Annotated in this window: 3 protein-coding genes; all 3 read right to left on the reverse strand. The window is 76.2% G+C overall.

The features are described 5' to 3' along the window. Positions 1-32: 32 nt before the first annotated feature. The 3 genes from AC07A4_RS05390 to AC07A4_RS05400 are packed head-to-tail and all read right to left on the reverse strand — an operon-like array spanning position 33 to position 21985. Positions 33-1037 (reverse strand): 3-oxoacyl-[acyl-carrier-protein] synthase III C-terminal domain-containing protein, encoded by a 1005-nt coding sequence (locus AC07A4_RS05390; RefSeq protein ID WP_478593282.1) that lies wholly within the window; start codon positions 1035-1037, stop codon positions 33-35. Beyond that, positions 1038-8261, reverse strand: a complete 7224-nt coding sequence (locus AC07A4_RS05395) for an amino acid adenylation domain-containing protein (protein ID WP_478593285.1) — start codon at positions 8259-8261, stop codon at positions 1038-1040. Beyond that, positions 8258-21985 (reverse strand): non-ribosomal peptide synthetase, encoded by a 13728-nt coding sequence (locus AC07A4_RS05400; RefSeq protein WP_478593288.1) that lies wholly within the window; start codon positions 21983-21985, stop codon positions 8258-8260. Before AC07A4_RS05400 ends, AC07A4_RS05395 begins: the two co-directional genes overlap by 4 nt. Positions 21986-22062: the final 77 nt, after the last annotated feature.

The following is a 22062-nucleotide window of genomic DNA, read 5'->3' on the forward strand; positions in this document are numbered from 1 at the left end:
AACGTCCAAGCATGCCCCTTGTCCGGACGAGTTCACAGGTAGTGGGCGGCCGCGCCGTCTCCGATCTCCACCAGGAGCATGCTCCACGCGGCGACGGGGCTGGCGCTGAGCAGCACCGCGCGCTGGCCCTCCGCCAGGCCGCCGCGTTCGAGCTCCGTGGCGAGGTTCAGCAGGACGTCGTTGGGGCCGAGATGGCCGTACTGGCGGAGGTTGTCGAAACACGTCGTGCTGATCTTGATGCCGAGGGTCTCCTCGGTGAAGCGGAAGGCGCCCTCGGACAGGTTGTGGCTGAGGTGGCAGGAGATGTCACGGAGTGTCAGGCCGTTGCGGTCCAGGAGGCGTTGGTGGAGGGCGGTCAGACGGTTGCGGGTCTCCACGGCGAGCCGGAAGGAGTACGCGGGGACGTCGCGGCACTCCTCGCGCCACCGTGCGGTGGGCCGGTCCCTGAAGTCCACGCGGAACAGGTCCCAGTGAGCGCCGTTGGTCTCCTGGACCATGTCGAGGACGCGGACCGGGCCGCGGCGCGCGATCACCGCGGCGGCCCCGCCGTCGCCGCTGACGGTCACCGGGTGCCGGTAGCGCAGCGGGGTCGGCGGCTTGCTGCCGTGGACGACGAGGACGTGGTGCGCGTCGGCGTCGGCGGCGAGCAGCCCGCGGGCGGTGAGCAGCGCCGGGGTGAGGGAGACGCAGCCGACGCCGCCCACGGAGAACGTCAGCGCGCGGTCCGCGCCGAGCAGCGCCTGGAGCCGGGTCGCCGACGACGTCATGAGCGCCTCGGGGGCGCGGGCGTCAATGAGGACGAGAGCGTCGAGTTCGGCCGCGGCGAGGTCCGCGTCGGCGAGCGCCCTGCGGGCCGCGCGGGCCGCGAGGTCGAACGCGGTCAGCGTCTCGTCCGCGCGGACCTCGTCGATGCCGAGCCGCGCGCAGCTGTCGCGCTCGGTCTCGTCGAGGCCGGCGAGGCCCGGAAGGCCGGCGACGGGAAGGACGCCGTCGGGCTGGTAGCAGGCCATCGCCTTGATGGCCGTCGCCGGAGGCATTCAGCGCACCTGCCCTTCGCCGCCGTCCTCGGCGGCGAGTTCCGTGAACGCCTCGACCAGGCGGTCCGCGAAGGCCTCCATGTCGGCGGCGGCGACGGAACCCCGGTGGATCACGCCGAGTTCGAGGACCCCGCCGAGGACGTGGGTCTCGACGACGACGGGCACCTGGGCGAGCAGCGACTGCGGCAGGGCCACCAGGGTCATCGGCCGCGGCCGTATGTGGGGCCCGCCCAGCTTGGTCAGACCGTTGTTGCCGCTGGCCACGTGCTCGACCATGACCGAGGGCTCGGGCAGCGCGCGGATCCGCGCCACCGCGGGCGTCTCGGGGCTGAGGTGGCGCAGGACGCCGTACCCGATGCCGTCGTTGGGCACCGAGCGCAGTGCGGCGGAGACGCCTGGCAGGGTCGCGGCGACTCCCGCCCCGGGCTCGACCCGCAGGTGCGCCGGGAAGAGGTGGGTGAACCAGCCGAGTGAGCCGGTGCGGTCGCCCTGCCACAGGGCGTTGGGGGCTGTGCCCATGCCGACGGTGCTCAGGAACGCGTCGCGCGCGCCGCGCCAGCGGGACCAGGCCACGGCGACGGCGGTCAGCGCGGCGTGCTGTCCGGTGGGGCCGCTCTCGGTGAGCCGCGCCGCCACCGCGTCGGCGGCGAGGGTGCGGCGGACGAGCCCGGCGCCGTCGCCGGTGCCGTTCTCCGGTACGGGCTCCGCCCCGGCGGCCGCGCTCAGCACGCCGTGCCAGTACGGGAGTTCACCGGCGAGCTCGTCGGAGGCGGCCATGGCGCGCAGCCGGTGCGTCCACTCGCGCCAGGCGGCGCGGCGGGCGGGGCCCGGGTCCCGGCCCGCGAACGCGGCGTTCAAGTCCTCCACCAGCGGCACGAAGGAGGTGGAGTCGTAGACGAAGTGGTGGATCGCCAGGCTGACGACGCCGGCCTTGTCGGCGCCGCGATCGTAGAAGCGGACCCGGAGCAGCGGCCCGCGGCCGGTGTCGACGTCGGCGAGCAGCTCGTCCAGGTCGGCCTCCAGGTACGCCTGGAGCTGGTCGTCGTCCAGGGGCGGCAGCACCCGGGCGTCGAGGAAGGGGGCGCTCTCGCGTTCGGCGCACTCGATGCGCCAGCCCAGGCTATTGCGCCGGAACCGGTAGCGCAGCGGTTCGTGGAGCTCCACGAGGCGGGCGAAGGCGGCGCGCACCGCGTCGGCGCCGATGCCGGGGGAGGTCTCAAGGAGGATGGGGGTGATGAGGTCGCGCGCCCCGTCGGGCGAGGTGCTGAGCACGGCGTGCACCAGCGGGGCGGGCGGGACCGGCTCGCGCGGCGCGGGGGCGGCGGGCGCGACGGCGGGGGCGGTCCTGGCCGGGGCGGTCCGGGGGGCCGCGAGGGCCGCGGGGACGGCGACCCGCGCGGCCACGGTGGCGAGGTCCCGCAGGGTGGGGTGGCTGAGCACGTCGTGCGGGGTGAGGGGCAGGCCCGCCTGGGTGGCGCGGGACGCGATGCCCACGCTCAGGAGCGAGTCGCCGCCGATGCGGAAGAAGTTGTCGCCGGGTGCCACGGACGCGACGCCGAGGAGGTCGGCCCAGATCGCGCCGAGGACGCGTTCGGCCTCGCGTCCGGCGCTGTCGAGGACCGCGCCCGGGGTCGCGGCCGTGGTCACCGCGGTCAGCTCGTTCGTCGTGCCGGGGCCGGGCGCATCGGCCCTGCTCACCAGGCCGGGGCCGGGCCTGTCGGCCCTCTCCGCCGTGTCGCGGTCGGGCACGTCGGCCCTCCTCATCGTGTCGCGGTCCGGCATGTCCGCCTTCCTCAGCGCGGTGCGGTCGAGCTTTCCGTTGCTCGTCCGGGGCAGGTGGTCGTGGTGCCGTACGCGGCCGGGCACCATGGCGGTGGGCAGGGCGTGGGCCACCCACGCCGTCAGCTCGTCCTCGCCCGGCAGGTCCGCGCCCGCGACGTGGGCCACCAGGAGCGGGGCGCCCGAAGGCCGCCGCTCGCCGAGGACGAGGGCTTCGCGCACGCGGGGGTGCGCGAGCAGCGCCCGCTCGACCTCGGCCGGTTCCACGCGGTGGCCGCGCAGTTCGAGCTGGTCGTCGGAGCGCCCTTGGAAGTCGAGGGTGCCGTCGGGGCGGACGAGGGCCAGGTCGCCGGTGCGGTACATCCGGGCGCCGGGCTCCGGTGCGAAGGGGTCGGCGACGAAGCGGGCCGCGGTCAGGCCCGGCCTGCCGTGGTAGCCGCGCCCGACGTGCGCGCCGCCGACGTACACCTCGCCCCGTTCGCCGCGCGGCACGGGCAGCCCCCGGGAGTCCAGGACGTAGACGCTCACGTTGTCCACCGCCCGGCCGAGGTCCGGCAGGAGGCCGGGCGCGGTGGTCCCGGCCTCGGCGACGGGGCCCGCGGTCGCGCACACCACGCACTCGGTCGGGCCGTAGAGGTTGAGCAGCGTGAACGCCGCGCCCGCGGGCGGCCGCACCCGCAGCAGGTCGCCGCCGGTGACCAGCAGGCGCAGGGCGAGGCCCGGCACGTCGGGCAGGTCGGCGAGGACCGTCTCGGCGAGCGGGGTGGGCACGCAGGCCACGGTGACGCCGTGCCCGGCGAGTTCGCCGAGGAGCCGCTCCGGGGTCTGTAAGGGGTCGTCGACGAAACACAGGGTGGCCCCGTAGTAGAGGGCCGACATGACTTCGAGGACCGCGAGGTCGAAGCCGGGGGCGGCGAGCTGGGCGAGGCGGTCCTCGGGGCCGATCCGGGCCTGCCCGCCGTACCAGCGCAGCAGGTTGAGCAGGCCGCGGTGCTCGACCTCGCAGCCGTGCGGGTATCCCGTCGAGCCCGAGGTGTGGGCGACGTAGGCCAGGTGGGACGGGCCCGCGCGCCGTGGCAGCGGGGTGTCGGCACCCTCGCCGTCGCCATCGCCGTCACCCTCGCGGGCGTCCGCGGCATCGTCACCGCGTACGTCCTCGGCCGCGTCCTCGGCCCCGTACGGGTCGGCGATCCGCACGACCGGTGCCCCGCCGCTGTCGTCCAGGCTCACGCCCTCGCCCAGGAGCAGGGCGCGGGCGCTGAGTCCGTCGAGGAGGGAGGCCACCCGCCGCGCGGGCACGGCCGGGTCGATGGGGGCGAAGGCGGCGCCCGCGCGGTGGGCGGCGAGCCAGCCGACGACCAGGTCGGCGCCGCGCGCGGCGAGCACCGGAACGGCGCTGTCCGGGGGGACGCCGTGGGCGAGGAGCCGCCGGGCCACCCGGTCGGCGCGCCGGTCGATCTCCCGGAAGGTGTGGCCGCCGCTGGCGTCGACGACGGCGATGTCGTCGGGTCGGCGCTCGGCGTGCCCGTGGAAGACCTCCTCGACCAGGCGGCTTTCGGAGGGCTCGTGGCGCTCACCGACCAGGAGGGAGGGCTCGGCGGCCGCGCCTGGTTCCCCCAACGCGCCGAACAGTGCGGCGAGTTCTTCGAGGGGGCGGTCGGGGTCGCTCATGGCGGCCGCCGCGACCCGCTGGAAGAGGTCGACGAGGCGGCGCGCGGTGGCGGGCTCGAACAGGTCGGCGGCGTACTCCAGATAGCCGTCCATCGGCCCGCCGTCCTGGTCGTACAGGCCGAAGGTGAGGTCGAACTTGGAGGTCCCCGGTGCCACTCCCCCGACCCCGGCCAGGGCGGCCTCCAGGGGTCGCGGGGTGAGTCCCTCCAGGTCGAGGGAGGCCGATGCGGTGTTCTGGTGGGTGTAGCAGACCGTGAACACGGGGTGGCGCGAGGGGTCGCGGTGGTCGGTGTCGGCGACGATCCGCGCGAAGGGGATCTCCTCGTGGTCGAGGACGCCGGTGGCGGTGGTCGCGCAGCGGGCGACCAGCGCGCGGAAGCCGAGGGCCGGATCGACCTGGGTGCGGAACGGCAGGAGGTTGTTGAAGTAGCCGATCAGGTCGTGGGTCGCGGGGTTGTAGCGGCCGGTGGTCGCGGCGCCCACGACGACGTCCCGGTGGCCCGACCACAGGTGCAGGACGGCGTCGACGACGGCGAGCATGGTGACGAAGCTCGTCGTGCTCTCGTCCGCGCTGAAGGCCCGAAGGCGCCGGGCGAGCGCGTCGTCGAGCGTGAACGCCAGGCTGTCGCCCCGGTAGGACTGGGCGGCCGGGCGCGGATGGTCGAGCGGCAGCTCCGGGGTGCCGAGGCCGCGCAGCTGCTCGCGCCAGTACTCCAGGCCGCGCTCCACCCGCTCCTCGTCCAGCCACTGCCGCTGCCAGGCGGCGAAGTCGGCGTACTGCACGGGCAGTTCGGGCAGGTCGGCCGAGCCGCCGGTGCGGCGGGCCGTGTAGCAGGCGGAGAGTTCGCGGTAGAACACGGCGGGGGCCCAGCCGTCGAAGACGATGTGGTGCCAGGTGTGCAGGGCCACGTGGTCGCGCGCGGCGACCTTGACGACGACGGTGCGCAGCAGCGGGCCGCGCGCGAGGTCGAAGGGGGTCGTCGCCTCCGCGGTGAGTGCCTCCGCGAGGCGTGCGTGGCGCTCCGCCTCCGGCAGGTCCGCGAGGTCGAGGACCGTCAGGTGCGGCTCGGGGACGTCGGCGAGCGCGTAGGGTCTGCCGTGCTCGTCCAGGATCCGGGTGCGCAGCACCTCGTGCCGCTCCACGACGTCGCACAGCGCGCCCCGGAACGCGTCGAGGTCGAGGTCGCCGGTGTAGCGCACGCTGGTGGGGATGTTGTAGAGCGGGCTCGCGGGCTGTAACCGGTCCAGGTACCACAGCTGTTGCTGGTTGTACGACAGCGGGAGGCGGCCCGGCCGTGGCAGCGGGGCGATGGTCCAGTCGTCGCGGCCGGGGCCCGCCGCGCGCACGGCGTCGACGCGGGCGGCCAGGGCGCGCAGCGTGGGGTGCTGGTGCAGGTCGGCGAAGGTGAGGCGCACGCCGAGGTGCTCCTCGGCCTCCCGCAGGACGGTGATGCCCGCGATGGAGGTGCCGCCGAGGGCGAAGTAGTTGGAGTCCGCGCCGACCCGGTCGGCCTTGAGGACGCGCTCCCAGATCCCGGCCAGCGCGCGCTCGGTGGCGACCTGGGCGCCCGCGCCCGGCGCCGCGCGCCGCTCCGGGGGGCTCGCCCCGTTGGGTCGCGCGGACAGCGGGGCACCGGGGGGACGGCACCAGCAGGACACCTCGTCGGCGTCGAAGGGGTAGGTCGGCGCCTCGATGCGGCGCACGCCGGTGTCGGCGTAGTACTGGCTCCAGTCGAGGTCCGCGCCGAGCGTGTAGAGCGCGGCGAGCGCGGTGAGGACGCCGTCGCGCGTGGGGTCGGCGAAGAGGCGTACGACGGGCAGGTCCGGGGCGGCGTTGGAGAGCTCACGGGCCAGGACTCCGTCGGCGGCGAGTTCGACGGCGACGGCGCCCTCCGCGAGGAGGTCCGCCGTCACGCGCCGCAGCCCCGCCGCGTCGACCTCGCTGGTGAGCGGGGCGGCCGCGGCCTGCTCGCGGGCCCGCGGAATCGTCGCCGGGTCCTGCACGGAGCGCACGGCGAGGTTGCCGACGCCGGAGCCGACCAGGCGGGCCTCGCTCAGGCCGAAGGAGCGGGCCAGCTGGTAGCCCGCGTGCTGCCGTGCGAACAGGCGGGCGCCGGGCGCGGAGTCGTCGGTGTCGTCGTGGGCGTCGGCGAGTTCGGGGAAGGCCTCGCACAGGCCCGCCCAGGTCGCGTCGCCGAGGTCGGCGTCGCCGGAGAACAGCAGCACCAGCGGGGCGGTGGGCGAGGGCTCCGGTGCGCCGGGGCGGGGCGCGCGCAGCCGGGCGGCGAGGTCGCGGGAGTCGCGGGCGGCCGTGGCCCAGCGGTAGGGGTGGTCGTCGCGGCCGCGGTTCAGGGCGTGGGCGACCTCGGGCAGGGCGTGTCCGGTGCCGTCGAGGAAGTCGGCGACGCGCTGGGCGTAGACGGCGAGCGCGCGCGGCGACTTCGCGGACAGGGTGACGAGTTCGGCGGCCTGCTCCTGGTGGGCCGGGGCGTGGGCCTTGGCGGGCGGCGGCTCCTCGATGACGGCGTGGACGTTGGTCCCGGTCAGGCCGAAGGAGCTGACGCCCGCCCTGCGGGTGGCGCCGGGGGCGGGCTCCCAGACCGTCGCGCTCGTGTCGACGCGGACCGGCCCGCTGAAGTCGATCAGCGGGTTGGGGGTGGTGAAGTTGGGGTTGGGGTAGCGGGTGCCGTGCCGAAGGCCGGCGAGGACCTTGAGGAGCCCGGCGACGCCCGCGGCGTGGTTGAGGTGGCCGATGTTGCCCTTGACGCCGCTGATGCCGCAGGGGTCGTCGAGGCCCACCTCGGCGAAGGCCTGCCGCAGCCCCTCGGCCTCGATGACGTCGCCGAGGCGGGTGCCGGAGCCGTGGCACTCGACGTAGTCCAGCGGGGCCGAGCCCGCCTGCCGCCAGGCGTCGACGATGACTTCGGCCTGGCCGCGGGCGCTGGGCGCGCTCATGCCCGTGGCGCGGAAGCCGTTGTGGTTGACGGCGATGCCGCGCAGCACGGCGTGGATGTGGTCGCCGTCGGCGAGGGCGTCGTCGAGGCGCTTGAGGACGACGATCCCGCCGCCCTCGCCGCCGGTGGAGCCGTCCGCCGCGGCGTCGAAGGGGCGGCACACCGCGTCGGGCGACTCCAGGCCGAGCATGGGTTGGTGGCCGTGCGCGGGCAGCGGGACGGGGAAGAGGCTGAGCCCGCCCGCGAGGGCCAGGTCCGCCTGCCCGAGGCGCAGGTGGTTCACGGCGAGGGCGAGCGCGGTGAGGCTGCTGCTGCACGCGGTGTCCACGGTGAGCGCGGGCCCGGCGAAGTCGAAGAGGTACGCGAGCCGGGCGGCCACCGCGGCCGGGTGCGAGCCGAGGAGCTGCTGCGGGTCGTCGTCCGGGTACAGGCTCGCGTAGTGCGGCTCGGGCGCGCTGAGGACGACCGCGGTGGTGGAGCCCTTGAGCTCGCCGGGCGCGTAGCAGGCGTTCTCGATGGCCTGGTGGGCGAGTTGGGTGAGCAGGCGCTGGTGCGGGTCCATGAGTTCCGCCTCGCGCGCCGACAGGTCGAAGAACCGGTGGTCGAACAGGTCGATGCGGTCCAGGTAGGCGAGCTTCAGGTAGGCGAGGTGCGCGGGGGCCCCGGCGTAGTGCATCCGCTCCTCGGCGGGCGCGCGGACGCTGGTGCGGCCCGCGAGCAGGTTGTGGTGCAGGGCGTCCAGGTCATCGGCGTCGGGCAGGGCGAGGGCCACCCCGATGACCGCCACGGCTTCCCGGCCGGATGGGCTCGGGTGCGTCATAACTCATACCCCTTTTCGGCAGTGGTTGCGCGGGTGTGCCGGTCGTCGACCAGGCGGGCCATCGCCTCGACCGTGGTGTGCTCGAAGAGCGCGCTCAGCGGCACCTTGCGCGGGCCGAGCGCGGTCAGGCGGCTGCTCAGCGCGAGCAGCGAGAGGGAGGTCCCGCCCGCCTCGAAGAACTTCTCGCGCACGCCGATCCGGTCGCGCCCGAGCAGGTCCGCCCAGATCGCGGCGACCGCGCGTTCGGTGGCCGTGCGCGGCCGCTCCAGCGGGGCGCCCGGCCGGGGCTCGGGCTCCGGCGCCGCGGGCAGCGCGCCCCGGTCGACCTTGCCGTTGCTGGTGAGCGGCAGCCGGTCGCGCACGGCGAAGGCTGCGGGCAGCAGGTACGGCGGCAGGAGCCGGGACAGGTGGGCGCGCAGGTCCTCGGGGGTGGGCGGGCCGTCCGGCTCCCCCGCGCCAGGTGGACCGTCCGGCTCCCCCGCGCCGGGCGCCCCACCAGCCCGCTCCGCCGAGGCGAGTACGACGTGCGCGACCAGTTCCCGCCCGCCCGCGCTCCCCGGGCGCTGCCGCGCGACGACGGCCGCCAGGGCGACGCCCGGATGTGCCATGAGGACGGCTTCGACCTCGCCGGGCTCGACCCGGTGCCCGCGGATCTTCACCTGGTCGTCGGCGCGGGCCCGGAACACCAGGCGCCCCTCCCGCGTCCACACCACCACGTCCCCGGTGCGGTACATGCGCTCACCGGGCGGCCCGGACGGGCAGGCCACGAACCGCTCGGCGGTGAGCCACGGCCGGTGGAGGTAGCCGCGGGCCAGGCCGGGACCCGCGAGGTACAGCTCGCCCTCCACGCCCGGCGGTACGGGCCGCAGCCGGTCGTCGAGGACGTGGACGCGGGTGTTGTCCAGGGGCCGCCCCACCGGGACCGCCGCGCCGATGCCCTCGGCGTCGGTGACGGGGTGGCAGGTGGCGAACACCGTGGCCTCCGTCGGCCCGTACGCGTTGACGACGGTGACGCCCGGGCAGGCGCGCAGCACGCGCGCCACCGCCTCCGGGGGCACCGGTTCGCCGCCGGTCACCACCTCGCGCAGCCCGGCGAAGCTCTCCGGACGCTCGTCGGCGATCACGGCGAACAGGCCCGCCGACAGGCACAGCGCGCTCACCCTCCGCTCGGCGATGACCTCGGCGAACATCGCGACGTCCGGCCTGCCCGGGGGTGCCATCACGATGGTGGCGCCGTTGAGGAGCGGCACCCACATCTCGTATCCGGAGATGTCGAAGGTGGGCACCGAGTGCATCAGCACCCGCGTGTGGGCGCCGTGGGTCCAGCGGCGGTCGGCCGCGAGGTCCACCACGGCGCGGTGGGTGACCGCGGCGCCCTTGGGCGCGCCGGTGGACCCCGAGGTGGGGATGACGTACGCGAGCCGGTCCGGCCGCCCCGGGTCCGGCAGGTCGTCGGCCGGGGCGCGCGAGCACGCCGCGACGGTGTCCGGGGCGTCGGCGACGAGGCGGGGGCAGGTGCGTCCGGGCAGGTCGGGGGCGGCCGCGTGGAGCGTCAGGAGCAGCGCCGGGCGCGCGGCGCGCAGCGTCGCCTCCAGGCGCTCCGGCGGATGGTCGGGGGCCAGCGGCAGATAGGCGCCGCCCGCCTTCAGGACGGCGAGGACCGCCACGACGTAACACCGCGACCTGGGCACGGCCACGGCGACGACCGACTCCGGACGCACGCCGTGTCGCACGAGTTCGCGGGCGAGCCGGTTGGCGCGCCCGTTGAGTTCGCGGTACGTCAGCGACTCGTCGCCGTCGACCAGGGCCACGGCGTCGGGGGTCGCGGCGGCGTGCCGCTCGAAGAGCGCAGGGACGGTGAGCGACGGGGTGGGCACGGCGGTGTCGTTGAGGGCGAGCAGCAGGGCCCGCTCGGCGGGGGTCCGGGCGTCGACGGCGTCGAGCCGGGTGCGCGGGTGGGTCACCACGTCCCGCACGAGGCGGGCGTAGCGCTCCGCGAGGGCCTCGGCGGTGCCGCGGTCGAACAGGTCGGTGGCGTACTCGACGAGCCCGGACAGGCCGCCTTGGCCGTCCTCGTGGGCTGGGCCGACCTGGAAGAGCAGGTCGAACTTCGCGGTCCCGGTCGCGACGGGTTCCCAGGTGGCGCTCAGGCCCGGCAGGCCGAGGGCGCCGATGCCCCCTTGCCAGGAGAACGCCACCTGGAACAGCGGGTGGTGGGCGGTGGACCGCTCGGGGTCCAGCTCCTGCACGAGCCGCTCGAAGGGCACGTCCTGGTGGTCGTACGCGGTCACGGCCTTGTCCCGCACCTGGCGGAGCACGTCCTCGAAGGCCGGGTTCCCCGACAGGTCGGCGCGCAGCACCCAGGTGTTGACGAAGAACCCGACGAGGTCCGCGAGTGCCTCGTCCGTGCGGCCCGCGAGGGAGGATCCGACGGTGACGTCGTCTCCGCCGCCCATCAGGTGCAGCAGTACCGCAAGCGCCGACTGGAGCACCATCGGCACGGTCGCGCCGTGCGCCCGCGCCGTCTCCTCCACCGCCGCCCGCACGTCAGGGCCGAGGGTGAAGGTGACGCTGTCCCCGCGATGACTGGCCACCGGCGGCCGGGGCCGGTCGAGCGGAAGCCGCAACGGCTGCGGCACACCGGCCAGTTCCTCCCGCCAGTACGCCAACTGCACCGCCAGCACACTCCCCGGGTCATCCGCGTCGCCGAGCAGATCGCGCTGCCACAGCGTGTAGTCCGCGTACTGGACCGGCAGGGGGTCCCAGCCCGGTGCCTCACCGCGCCGCCGTGCCGCGTAGGCGGTGGTCAGGTCGCGGGCCAGCGGCCCCATCGACTCGCCGTCGGCCGAGATGTGGTGCATCAGGAGCACGAGAACCTGCTCGTCCGGACGACAGCGCAAGACGCTCGCCCGCAGGGGGAGTTCGGCCGACAGGTCGAAGCGGCGGCCCACTTCCCGGGACACCTCGGCGGCCACGTCCGCGGGTGCGACGTCCCGCACGGGCACGTCCAGGGTGATGTCCTCCGCGGGGACGACGACCTGGGACGCCGCGCCGTGGGCGTCCGTGACGAGCAGCGTGCGCAGCGCCTCGTGGCGGGCCACGACGTCCCGGAGCGCGGCTGCCAGCGCGGCCGCGTCCAGGGTCCCGCGCAGCCGGACCACGAGGGGCAGGTGGTACGTGGGCAGCGGCTCCAGGGCGTCGAGGAACCGCAGGCGGTCCTGCGCGCAGGACAGCGGCACCCGCTGCGGGCGTGGCGCGGCCCGACGCAGGGCCGGGCGGGGCGACCGCGGCCCGGCGCGCAGCCGCCGCGCGAGCCGCGCCACCGTCGCGTACTCGAACACCGCGCGGATCGGGACGTCCACGTCCAGGGCGGAGCGCGCCCGGATCGCGAGGCGGGTGGCGAGCAGCGAGTGACCGCCGAGGGCGAAGAAGTCGTCGTCGACGCCGACGTCCCGGGCGCCGAGGACCTCCGCGAACAGGGCGCACAGGGTCTTCTCCATCGGCGTGCCGGGCGCCCGGTAGGCGGCGCGGTCACAGGCGTGCGGGCCGATCGGCGGCGCGGCGGCGGCGCGCGGCACCCGCGGCAGCGGCTCCCCCGCCCTCACCACATCCCCTACCAACAGGTCCGGATCATCGGTGAGTTGGGCGAGGACGCGCCGGAGTCGCCCCGCGATGTCCTCGGCGGTCTCCCGGTCGAGTGCGGCGCGCCGATGCTGCACGGTCAGCCGCAGGTGGGGGTCGGCGGAGGCCACCACGGTCAGCGGGTAGTGCGCGCCGGACAGCGCGCGGATGCCGGTGAGGTCGAGGCCCGCGGCCGCGCTCGCCTTTCCGAAGCCGACGCGGTCCACGGGGTAGGACTCGAAGGCGACGAGGGTGTCGAACAGCACGCTCGCGCCGATGGCCTGGTGGATCTCGGTGAGGCCGTGGTGGTGATGGTCGAGGAGCGCGGCCTGCCGGTCCTGGAGGGCGGTGAGGACGTCGGTGACGCGGGCGCCGGGCGGGCACGGCACCCGTACCGGCAGGGTGTTGACGAACAGGCCGACCATGGCGGTGACGTCGGGCACTTCGGCCGGGCGGCCGGACACCGTCGCGCCGAACACCACGTCGTCCTGCCCGGTGAGGGCGCCGAGCAGCAGCGCCCACGCTCCTTGCACCACGGTGTTCACGGTGACGCCCGCCCCGGCGGCCCGTGCCGCGACGCGGCGGGCGAGGTCCGGGGAGAGCTCCACCTCGACCTCGCCGTAGCCGTCGGCGGCGGGCTCCGCCGTCCCGCCCGGGGCCAGCAGGGTCGGTCCTGTGACCCCGGCGAGCTCCCCGGCCCACGCCTCGTCCGCCGCGGTCCTGTCCTGCCGGGCCAGCCAGGTCAGGAAGTCACGGAACTGAGGCGCCCGGGGCAGCGCGGAGGCGTCGCCGCCCGCTCCGTACAGGCTCAGCAGATCCCGCACCAGGAGCGGCAACGACCAGCCGTCGAACAGGAGGTGATGGGCCGTCAGGACGAGTTCGTGGTAGTCGGGGCCGCGCCTCAGCCACGCCATCCGCAGCAGCGGTGGACTCGCCACGTCGAAGGGGGTCAGCGCGTCCTCGGTGAGGAAGGCTTCGAAGGCCGCGGAGGTCTCAGAGGCCGCGCCCCCGCCCTCCGGCCCCGTCAGGTCGAGTTCCCGCCACGGCAGCGCCACGCCGTCCGCCACGACCTGGGCGAAGCCCCCGTCGGCGGTCTCGGCGAACGCGGCCCGCAGGCTCGCGTGCCGGTCGAGGAGCGCCTGCCCCGCCGCCCGCATCCGGGCGCCGTCCGCGGGCCCGCGCAGGTGCAGGGCGAACTGCACGAGGTACGCGTCCGGCGCCCCGTCGGCGTACCGGGCGTGGAACAGCAGCCCCGACTGGAGCGGGGTGAGGGGCCAGACCTCCGCGAGCCCCGGGTAGCGGCGCTCCCACGTCTCGATGTCGCCTTGGCCCACCGCCACCAGCGGCACGTCCGAGGGGGTGAGGCCGCCCGCGCCCGGCCGCGTGCCGTGGCGTGCGATGCCGTCGAGGGCGGCGGCCCACAGGTCCGCGAGCGCGCGGGCGTCGGCGCGGGACACCGCGCCCGTGGCGCACTCGAACTCCGCCTCCAGGCAGGGGCCGCGCGGCGTGTCGACGACCATCGAGTTGATCTGGAGGGCCGCGAGCGCGGGCATCGCGGCGTCCGCGAGGGCGGCGGGCCCGCCCTGTTCGGCGGCCGGTGCGAAGCCGAGGCCGCGCAGGTGGTCCGGCATGTCGGTGGCGGCGAACCGGCCCAGGTAGTTGAAGCCGAGCTGCCCGGTGGAGTGCGGGCGCAGCGCGGCGGCGGTCACCGGGTTCAGCTCGCGAAGGAGCCCGTAGCCGAGGCCGCCGTCGGGCACGGCGCGGAGCTGTTCCTTGACGGCCTTGACCGCGCCGCCCGCCGCGGCTCCCCCGGCGAAGGCGTCGTCGAGGTCGTGGCCGCGCACGTCGAGGCGGACGGGGTACACGCTCGTGAACCAGCCCACCGTGCGCGTCAGATCGGCGCCCGGGACCGCGGCCTCCTCGCGTCCGTGACCTTCCAGGGCGAGCAGGAGCGAGGACGCGTCGTCTCCTCGGTCGCGGCGCAGGCGGGCGACGGCGAGGGCGAGGCCGGTGAGCAGGCCGTCGTGGACGCCGCAGCGGAAGGCCGCGGGCACCGCCGTGAGGAGCGCTTCGGTGACGGGCGCGGACAGCCGCAGGCGCACGGTGTCCACGGTGGCGCGGACGTCCACGACCGGGTCGAACCGGCGGGCGCCGACGGCCGGGTCGGGTCCTTCCACGACCGAGAGCCACCAGGGGAGTTCGGCCTCCCGGCGCGCGCTGTGCGCCTCGGCCGCCAGCGCGTACGCCCAGCGCCGGTACGACGTGCCGACGCCGGGCAGCTCCGGTGTCCGCCCCGCCCGCACGGCGGCCCAGGCGGCGGCGAGGTCCGGCAGCAGGACGCGCCACGAAACGCCGTCCACCACCAGGTGGTGCAGCACCACGAGGAGCCGTCCGGCGCCTGGTGCCGCGCCCGGGTCGAACCAGACGAACCGCGCCATCACTCCGGCCGCCGGGTCGAGACAGCGCGCCGCGGCGTCCCGTTCGGCCTCGACCAGGCGGCGCCACTCCTCGCGGTCCGGGCAGCCGTCGGGGCCGTCCTCGCCCGCGCCGGGCACGCGGCGCAGCAGCGCGCCGGTGTCCACCGAGCCCGGGGCCCCCACGAGCAGCCCGCCCGCGTCGCCGTCGGCCACCAGGCGCGAGCGCAGCGCGTCGTGCCGGTCCACGACCGCGTCCAGGGTGGCGAGCAGCCCGGCCCGGTCGATGTCCGCGGGCAGTTCCAGGAGCACGGTCATCGCGAACCGGTCGATGCCGGGCCCGCGGGTGCGGACGTACCGGGCGATGGGCGGCAGAGGCAGCAGGCCCGTGCCACCGCCGTCGAGCTCCGCGAGCAGCGGCGCCCGCGCGCCGCCGGGTGCGTCGGCGCGGGCGAGACGGGCGAGTTCGGCGACCGTCCGGTGCTGGAAGACCTGGCGGGGGCTGATCTCCACGCCCCGGGCGCGGGCGCGGGAGACCACTTGGATGGAGCGGATGCTGTCGCCGCCGCGGGCGAAGAAGTCGTCGTCGACGCCGATCCGGTCCCGGCCGAGGACGTCGGCGTAGACGTCCGCGAGGACGCGTTCCTCGCGGGTGCGCGGCGGCCGGTAGCCGCCGCCGTCGGCGTCGGTCCTGGGCAGCGCCGCGCGGTCCAGCTTGCCGTGCGGCGTCAGCGGCAGCCGGTCGAGCGGCACATACGCCGTCGGCACCATGAACTCCGGCAGCCGGGCCGCCGCGAACCGGCGCAGCTCCCCGGCGGACACGCCGGCGTGGACGTCGATGTCGCCGGTGCCCGCGATGCCGCCCTCGCCGACGGGGACGACGTACGCCACGAGGCCGCGGTCCCCGCCCGCGCCCTCCTGGGCGGCCACGACCGCCTGGGCCACGCCGGGGTGCGCGGTCAGCGCGGCCTCGACCTCGCCGGGCTCGATCCGGAAACCGCGGATCTTCACCTGTTCGTCGGTGCGGCCCCGGTAGACCAGGCGTCCTTCGCGCGTCCACGTCACGAGGTCGCCGGTGCGGTACATGCGCTCCCCGGCCCGGCCGAACGGGCAGGCCACGAAGCGTTCGGCGGTTAGCGCGGGGCGGCCCAGGTAGCCGCGGGCAAGACGGTCACCGGCGATGTACAGCTCGCCGGGCACCCCCGCCGGAACCGGCCGCAGCGCCGCGTCCAGGACGTACAGGCGGGTCTGGTCGAGGGGCCGCCCGATCGGCACGACGGCGCCGATGGCGCCCGCGTCGCGCATGGGGTGCACGGACGCGGCGACGGTCGCCTCCGTCGGACCGTAGGCGTCGACGACCGTGACGCCCGGGCAGGCGGCCAGGACGCGCTCGACGGCGGCCGGTGGCACCACGTCGCCGCCCGCCCACACCTCGCGCACGCCGCGGAACACCTCCGGGCGTTCCTCCGCGACCACCCGGAACAGGCCCGCCGTCACCAGGAGCGCGGTCACCCGCCGCGCGGCGATCACCTCCGCGAGGGAGTCGAGGTCCAGGGAGCCGGGCGGGGCCACCACGAGGGTGCCGCCGCGCAGGAGCGGCACCCACAGCTCGTAGGTCGAGGCGTCGAAGGCCTGCGTCGCGTGCAGCAGGACCCGCTCGTGGCCGGGGCCCGCGAACACGCGGTCCAGCGCGAGGCGCACCACCCCGCGGTGGGTGACGCCGACGCCCTTGGGGGTGCCGGTGGAGCCGGAGGTGTGCATCACGTAGGCGAGGTTCTGCGGGGTCGGCGGGGTCGGCGGGGTGGTGGCCGCGGCGTCGGTGGCGGAGTCGGTGGCGAGGTCGAGGTGGTCCAGGAGCACCAGGCCCGCGCGGGTGTCCCCGGGGAGCACGTCCCGGGTCGCGGTGTCGGTGACGATGAGCCGGGGGTCCGCGTCCGCGAGGACGAGGCCGAGGCGCGCGCTGGGATAGCGGGGGTCGACGGGCACATAGGCCGCGCCCGCCTTCAGGACGCCGAGGAGCGCGACGACCAGGGCGGCCGAGCGCGGCAGCGCCACCGCGACCGGGGTCTCGGGCCCCGCCCCGCGCCGCGCGAGGACGGCGGCGAGCCGGTCGGCGCGCGCGTGCAGTTCGCCGTAGGTCAGCGCCTCCGCGCCGTCCACGACCGCGACGGCGTCCGGCGCGGCAGCGGCCCGCCGGGCGAAGAGCGCGGGAATCGTCAGGTCCGGCGTGGTGACGTCCGTGTCGTTGAACGCGTGCAGCAGCCGGTGGCGTTCGCCGGGCTCCGTGACGTCGATGGCGGCCAGGGGGGTCAGCGGCTCCGCGGTCACCTGCCGTACGAGGCGGGCGAAGCGGGCGGCGAGGGCTTCGGCCGTGGCGCGGTCGAACAGGTCGGTGGCGTACTCGACGGTGCCTTCGATGCCGCGCCCGTGCGTGTCGGCCAGGGCGAAGACGAGGTCGAACTTGGCGGCGGCGGCCGGGACAAGACCGAAGGCGGAGCGCAGGCCCGGCGCGTCGAAGGCGTCGCGGTCCGTGGTGCGCCAGCCGAACATCACCTGGAACAGCGGATGGTGGGCGGTGGAGCGCTCGGGGTTCAGCTCCTCCACGAGCCGCTCGAAGGGCACGTCCTGGTGGTCGTAGGCGCGCACCGCCTTGTCCCGCACCTGGCGGAGCACGTCCTCGAAGGCCGGGTTCCCCGACAGGTCGGCGCGCAGCACCCAGGTGTTGACGAAGAACCCCACGAGCGCGGTGAGCGCGTCGTCGGTGCGCCCGGCGATCGGCACCCCCAGGGTGACGTCGTCTCCGCCGCCCATCAGGTGCAGCAGCACCGCAAGCGCCGACTGGAGCACCATCGGCACGGTCGCGCCGTGCGCCCGCGCCGTCTCCTCCACCGCCGCCCGCACATCCGGGCCGAGAGTGAAGGTGACACTGTCCCCGCGATGACTGGCCACTGGCGGCCGGGGCCGGTCGAGCGGAAGCCGCAACGGCTGCGGCACACCGGCGAGTTCGTCCCGCCAGTACGCCAACTGCACCGCCAGCGCACTCCCCGGGTCACCCGCATCACCCAGCAGCTCGCGCTGCCACAGCGTGTAGTCCGCGTACTGGACCGCCAGCGGCTCCCAGGCCGGTGCCTCACCACGTCGCCGTGCCGCGTAGGCGGTGGCCAGGTCGCGGGCCAGCGGCCCCATCGACTCGCCGTCGGCCGCGATGTGGTGCAGCAGCAGGACCAGCAGGTGCCGGTGCGGGCCGTGGCGCAGCAGGCGTGCCCGCAGCGGGAGTTGCTTCTCCAGGTCGAAGCGGTGGGCGGTCTCCTCCGCCACGGCGGCGTCCGCCGCCTCCGGGGCCACCTCGCGCACGGGGACGTCCACCACGACGTCGTCGGCCGGCACGACGACCTGAGCGCCGATGCCCCGCTCGTCCGCGACGAACAGCGTGCGCAGGCTCTCGTGCCGCACCACGACGTCCCGGACGGCCGCCGCGAGGGCGGCCACGTCCAGCTCGCCGTCCAGGGGCAGGACGTACGCCAGGTTGTACGTGGTCGAAGGGCCCTCGTAGCGGTGCAGGAACCACAGTCGGCGCTGGGCGAAGGACAGCGGCACCCGCTCGGGCCGCGCGCCGGTCCGCCGTGGTGCCGGGCGGGCGGAGAGGGCCGCGGGGCCCAGTTCCCGCGCGAGCCGCGCCACCGTCCCGGCGTCGAACACGGCCCGGACCGGCAGTTCCCTGCCGAGGACCGCCCGCACCCGGTTCACCAGGCGGGTGGCGAGGAGCGAGTGGCCGCCGAGGTCGAAGAAGTCGTCGTCGACCCCGATGCCGTCGGCTCCGATGCCGTCGGCTCCGAGGACCTCGGCGAACAGCGCGCGGATGACCTCTTCGCGTGCGGTGCGCGGCGCCCGCGGCGCCGTCGTGGCGGCGCGCCCCGGCGCGGGCAGGGCACGCCGGTCGAGCTTGCCGTTCGCGTTCAGCGGCAGCTCGGCGAGGGGGACGACCGCCGACGGCACCATGAACGCGGGCAGCCGCTCGGCGACGAAGGCGCGCAGCCGCGCGGCGTCCGGCGCGGCGGCGCCCGCCGGGGGCACCACATAGCCCACCAGGCGCAGTTCGCCGCCGTGCCGGTCGCCGACGACGACCGCCCGCGCCACGCCGGGGTGCGCGCTCAACGCGGCCTGCACTTCGCCGGGTTCGACGCGGAAGCCGCGGATCTTGACCTGGTCGTCGGTGCGGCCGTGGCAGACGAGCTGGCCGTCGCGGCGCCGGGTCACGACGTCTCCGGTGCGGTACATGCGGTCGCCGGGCGGGCCGTACGGGCAGGCCACGAAGCGGTGGGCGGTCAGCGCGGGGCGGCCGAGGTAGCCGCGGGCGAGGGCGTCCCCGGCCACGTACAGCTCGCCCGCCACGCCCGGCGGCACCGGGCGCAGCGCGTCGTCGAGGACGTAGAGGCGGGTGCGGGCGACGGGGCGGCCGATGGGCGGGGTGCGGCCTTCGGCGGTCAGCGGGTCGCTGAACGTCACGATCGCGGTGGTCTCGGTGGGGCCGTAGGCGTTGACGAGGCCGTGTCCTTCGCACCACGCGGTCACCACCTCGGGGGTGGCCGCGTCGCCGCCGACGGCGAGGGAGGTCACCGTCGGCAGGGAGCCGGGCTCCAGCGCGCCGAGGACCGCGGGCGGCAGGAAGACGTGGGTGATCCGGCGCGCGGCGATCGTGTCGGTCAGCGGGCGGCCCGGGGCGAGGTCGTCCTGGTCGGCGAGGACGAGCGTGGCGTCGGTGAGCAGCGCCAGGCACACCTCGTAGAGGGACACGTCGAAGCTCGGCGAGGCGAACTGCAGGACGCGGCTCTCGGCCGTCGGGCGGAGCCGGGCGCGCTGGGTCGCGACGAGGGCGGCCAGGCCGCGGTGGGTGACGGCCACGCCCTTCGGCCGCCCCGTCGAGCCCGAGGTGTAGATGACGTACGCGGTGTGCGCGACGGACAGCGCGGCGCCCCGCTCCGCGTCGGTGACCGGGGCCCCGTCCAGGCGGGCGAGCTCCCCGGTGACCTCCGGGTCGTCGAGGCGGAGCACGGGCACGGCCACGTCCGGCAGCCGCGCCGCGGTCGTGGCGTCGGCCACGAGCAGCGGGGCGCCGGAGTCCGCGAGGAGGTAGGCGACGCGCTCCGCGGGGTAGGCGGCGTCGACCGGCAGATAGGTGCCGCCCGCCTTCATCACGGCGAGCAGGGTCACCACGAGGCCGGGCGAGCGCGGCAGCGACACGGCGACCACCGTCTCCGTGGTCACTCCGCGCCGGAGCAGCCCGCGCGCGAGGCGGTTGGCGCGCGCGTCCAGTTCGGCGTACGTCAGGGACGTGTCGCCGTGCGTGAGCGTGACTGTGCCGGGTGCCGCGGCGGCCCGCCGCTCGACCATGCCGGGCAGGGTGTCGGCCCTGGCCGGGGCGGTGGCGCTGGGGGGCGGGGCGATGAGGTCCGCGCGTTCGGCGGGCGTGAGGACGTCGAGGCGGCCGACGGTGGCGCCGGGGTCGGCGGCGATCCGCCGCAGGACGTGCGCGAGCCGCCCGGCCACGTCGTCGGCGCCCGCCTCGGGGACGAGGGGGTGCCGGTAGTGGAGCGCCACGTGGAGGCGCGGCGCGGTGGTGACGGTCACCGTCAGGGGGTAGTGGGTGCGGGTGACGGCGCGGACGCCGGTGACGGAGAAGCCCGCGCCCGGCTCGTCGCCGTGGTCGACGGCGTACGACTCGGACGTCACCAGGGTGTCGAAGAGCCCGCTCATGCCGGTGGCCCGCTGGATGTCGGCGAGGCCGCAGGAGCGGCCGTGCGGGGCCCGCTGTTGCGCCCGTATGGCGCGCGTCACGTCCGCGACGGTGTCGCCGGGCGCGAGCCGCACCCTGAGGGGCAGCGTGTTGACGAACAGTCCGGCCATGGCGTCCGCGCCGGGCACCGTGTCCTGGCGCCCGGGCACGGTGGTGCCGAAGAGCACGTCCCGCCGCCCGGTCAGGGCGCCGAGCAGCACGGCCCAGGCGCCGTGCACCACACTGTCCAGGGGGACGCCCCAGGCGACGGCCCGCAGCGCCAGGGCACGGGCCACGTCCAGGGGAACGTCCACCCCGACCTGTCCGAACCCTTCGGCGTCCGGGCCCGCCCCCGGGTCAGCGGCCTCCCCCCACGGGCCGCGCCCCTCAACGCCCGTCTCCAGCACGGGAGCCAGCAGCGTGGGCTCCGTCACTCCCGCCAGGGCGTCCGCCCACGACCGGGCCTCCGCTCGCCGGTCCTGGGCGGCCAGCCACAGCAGGTAGTCCCGGTACTCCGGCGTGCGGCGCCCGCCCGCGGTGTCGCCGTCCGCGGCGTACAGCGACTGCGTTTCGCGTACGAGGAGGCGCAGCGCGTGCCCGTCGAAGAGGACGTGGTGGGCCGTCAGGACCAGTTCGTGCCTGTCCGGTGCCGTCCGTACCAGGGCCATCCGCAGGAGCGGTGGCACGGCCACGTCGAACGGAGCGTTCCGCTCCTCCGCGAGGAGCCGCTCCAGGACGTGTGCGGCCTGCTCCGGCGCGGACCCTTCCGGTACGTCGGCCGACCGCCAGGGCAGTGCCACTCCGTCCACGACCGCCTGGACCAGGTCGCCGTCGTCGCCCGCCCCGAACGCCACGCGGAGGTTGGGGTTCCGGTCGAGCAGCCGCTGGGCGGCCCGGTGCAGGCGGTCGCCGTCCACAGGGCCGCGCAGGCTCACTACGCACTGCGTCCGGTAGGCGGCGCGCGTGGAGCCGTCGTCGGCCAGCGCGTGGAAGAGCAGCCCCGCTTGGAGGGGCGTCAGCGGCCAGAGCTCCGCCAGGCCCGGATACCGCCGCTCCCACGCCGTGAGGGCGCGCGGGTCCAGCGGCACCAGGGACACCGCCACCTCCGCGGCCCGCCGCTCGGGCGCGGCCACGACCTGCCGTACGACGTGTGCGAACCGCCCGGCGAGCGACTGCGCCGCGCGGCGGTCGTACCGGTCGGCTGGGTACTGGAGCACGCCGACCGTGTCGCCGCCGACGTGCCCGTCCGGTGGGCGCGCCACGGGGTGGAACAGCGCGAAGGGCAGCCCCCTGGTCCACTCGCGCAGGCGGCGCGTCAGCTCGGCGAACGGCGGATCACCGGACCAGAGGTCCGCGGGGGCCGCCGAGCCGTCGGTGAACAGGCGCACCGTCCCCGGCTCCCCCTCGCACCCGGCGACGGGAAGGCCGAGGGCGAGGCCCTCGCCGCCGCCGAGCCGCCTCAGCAGCAGCGCGAACGCCGCGCGAAGGACCAGCGGGACCGGGACGCCCTGGTCACGGGCCAGGTCCTGGACCGCGCGGCGCAGGGCGCGGTCGAGGTTCACCTCCACCATGGCGGGGGCGGGCGGGGGAACGTCCGGCACGCTCGCGTCCGGACGCCCGGTCGCACCGCCCCGCCGACGCTCGTCGTACGCCGCTTCCAGATCCCGCACCAGCGACGCGGGCGACCGGTCGCCGCGCACGGCGATCCGCACCGTGTGGCCCTCGGCGCCGGGCCGCACCACCGCGCCGTCGGCTCCGGCCGCGGCGCCGCCGACGTCCCGTACCGCCGACGCGAGCGCGTCCGCGTCCAGTTCGCCGCTGAGGCGCAGGACGAGCGTGTGTGCGCGCGTCGTGGTGATGTCCGTCGGGTCCTGGATGAACCACGCCCCACGTCGCGCCGAAGGTAAGGCAATCACCGGGGTCCGCTCCCGTTCGTCGCGGGCCGGAACGGATCGCCTTGGCCTGATCCACCCTCATGCCCGTGCGTGAAGTG

It is taken from the genome of Streptomyces sp. NPDC043996 (genome assembly GCF_056435225.1).

What these genes read in the sequence shown, in the direction of transcription:
- AC07A4_RS05390 (WP_478593282.1), bottom strand. Translation starts at nt 1,037, where the DNA reads ATGCCTCCGGCGACGGCCATCAAGGCGATGGCCTGCTACCAGCCCGAC.
- AC07A4_RS05395 (WP_478593285.1), bottom strand. Translation starts at nt 8,261, where the DNA reads ATGACGCACCCGAGCCCATCCGGCCGGGAAGCCGTGGCGGTCATCGGG.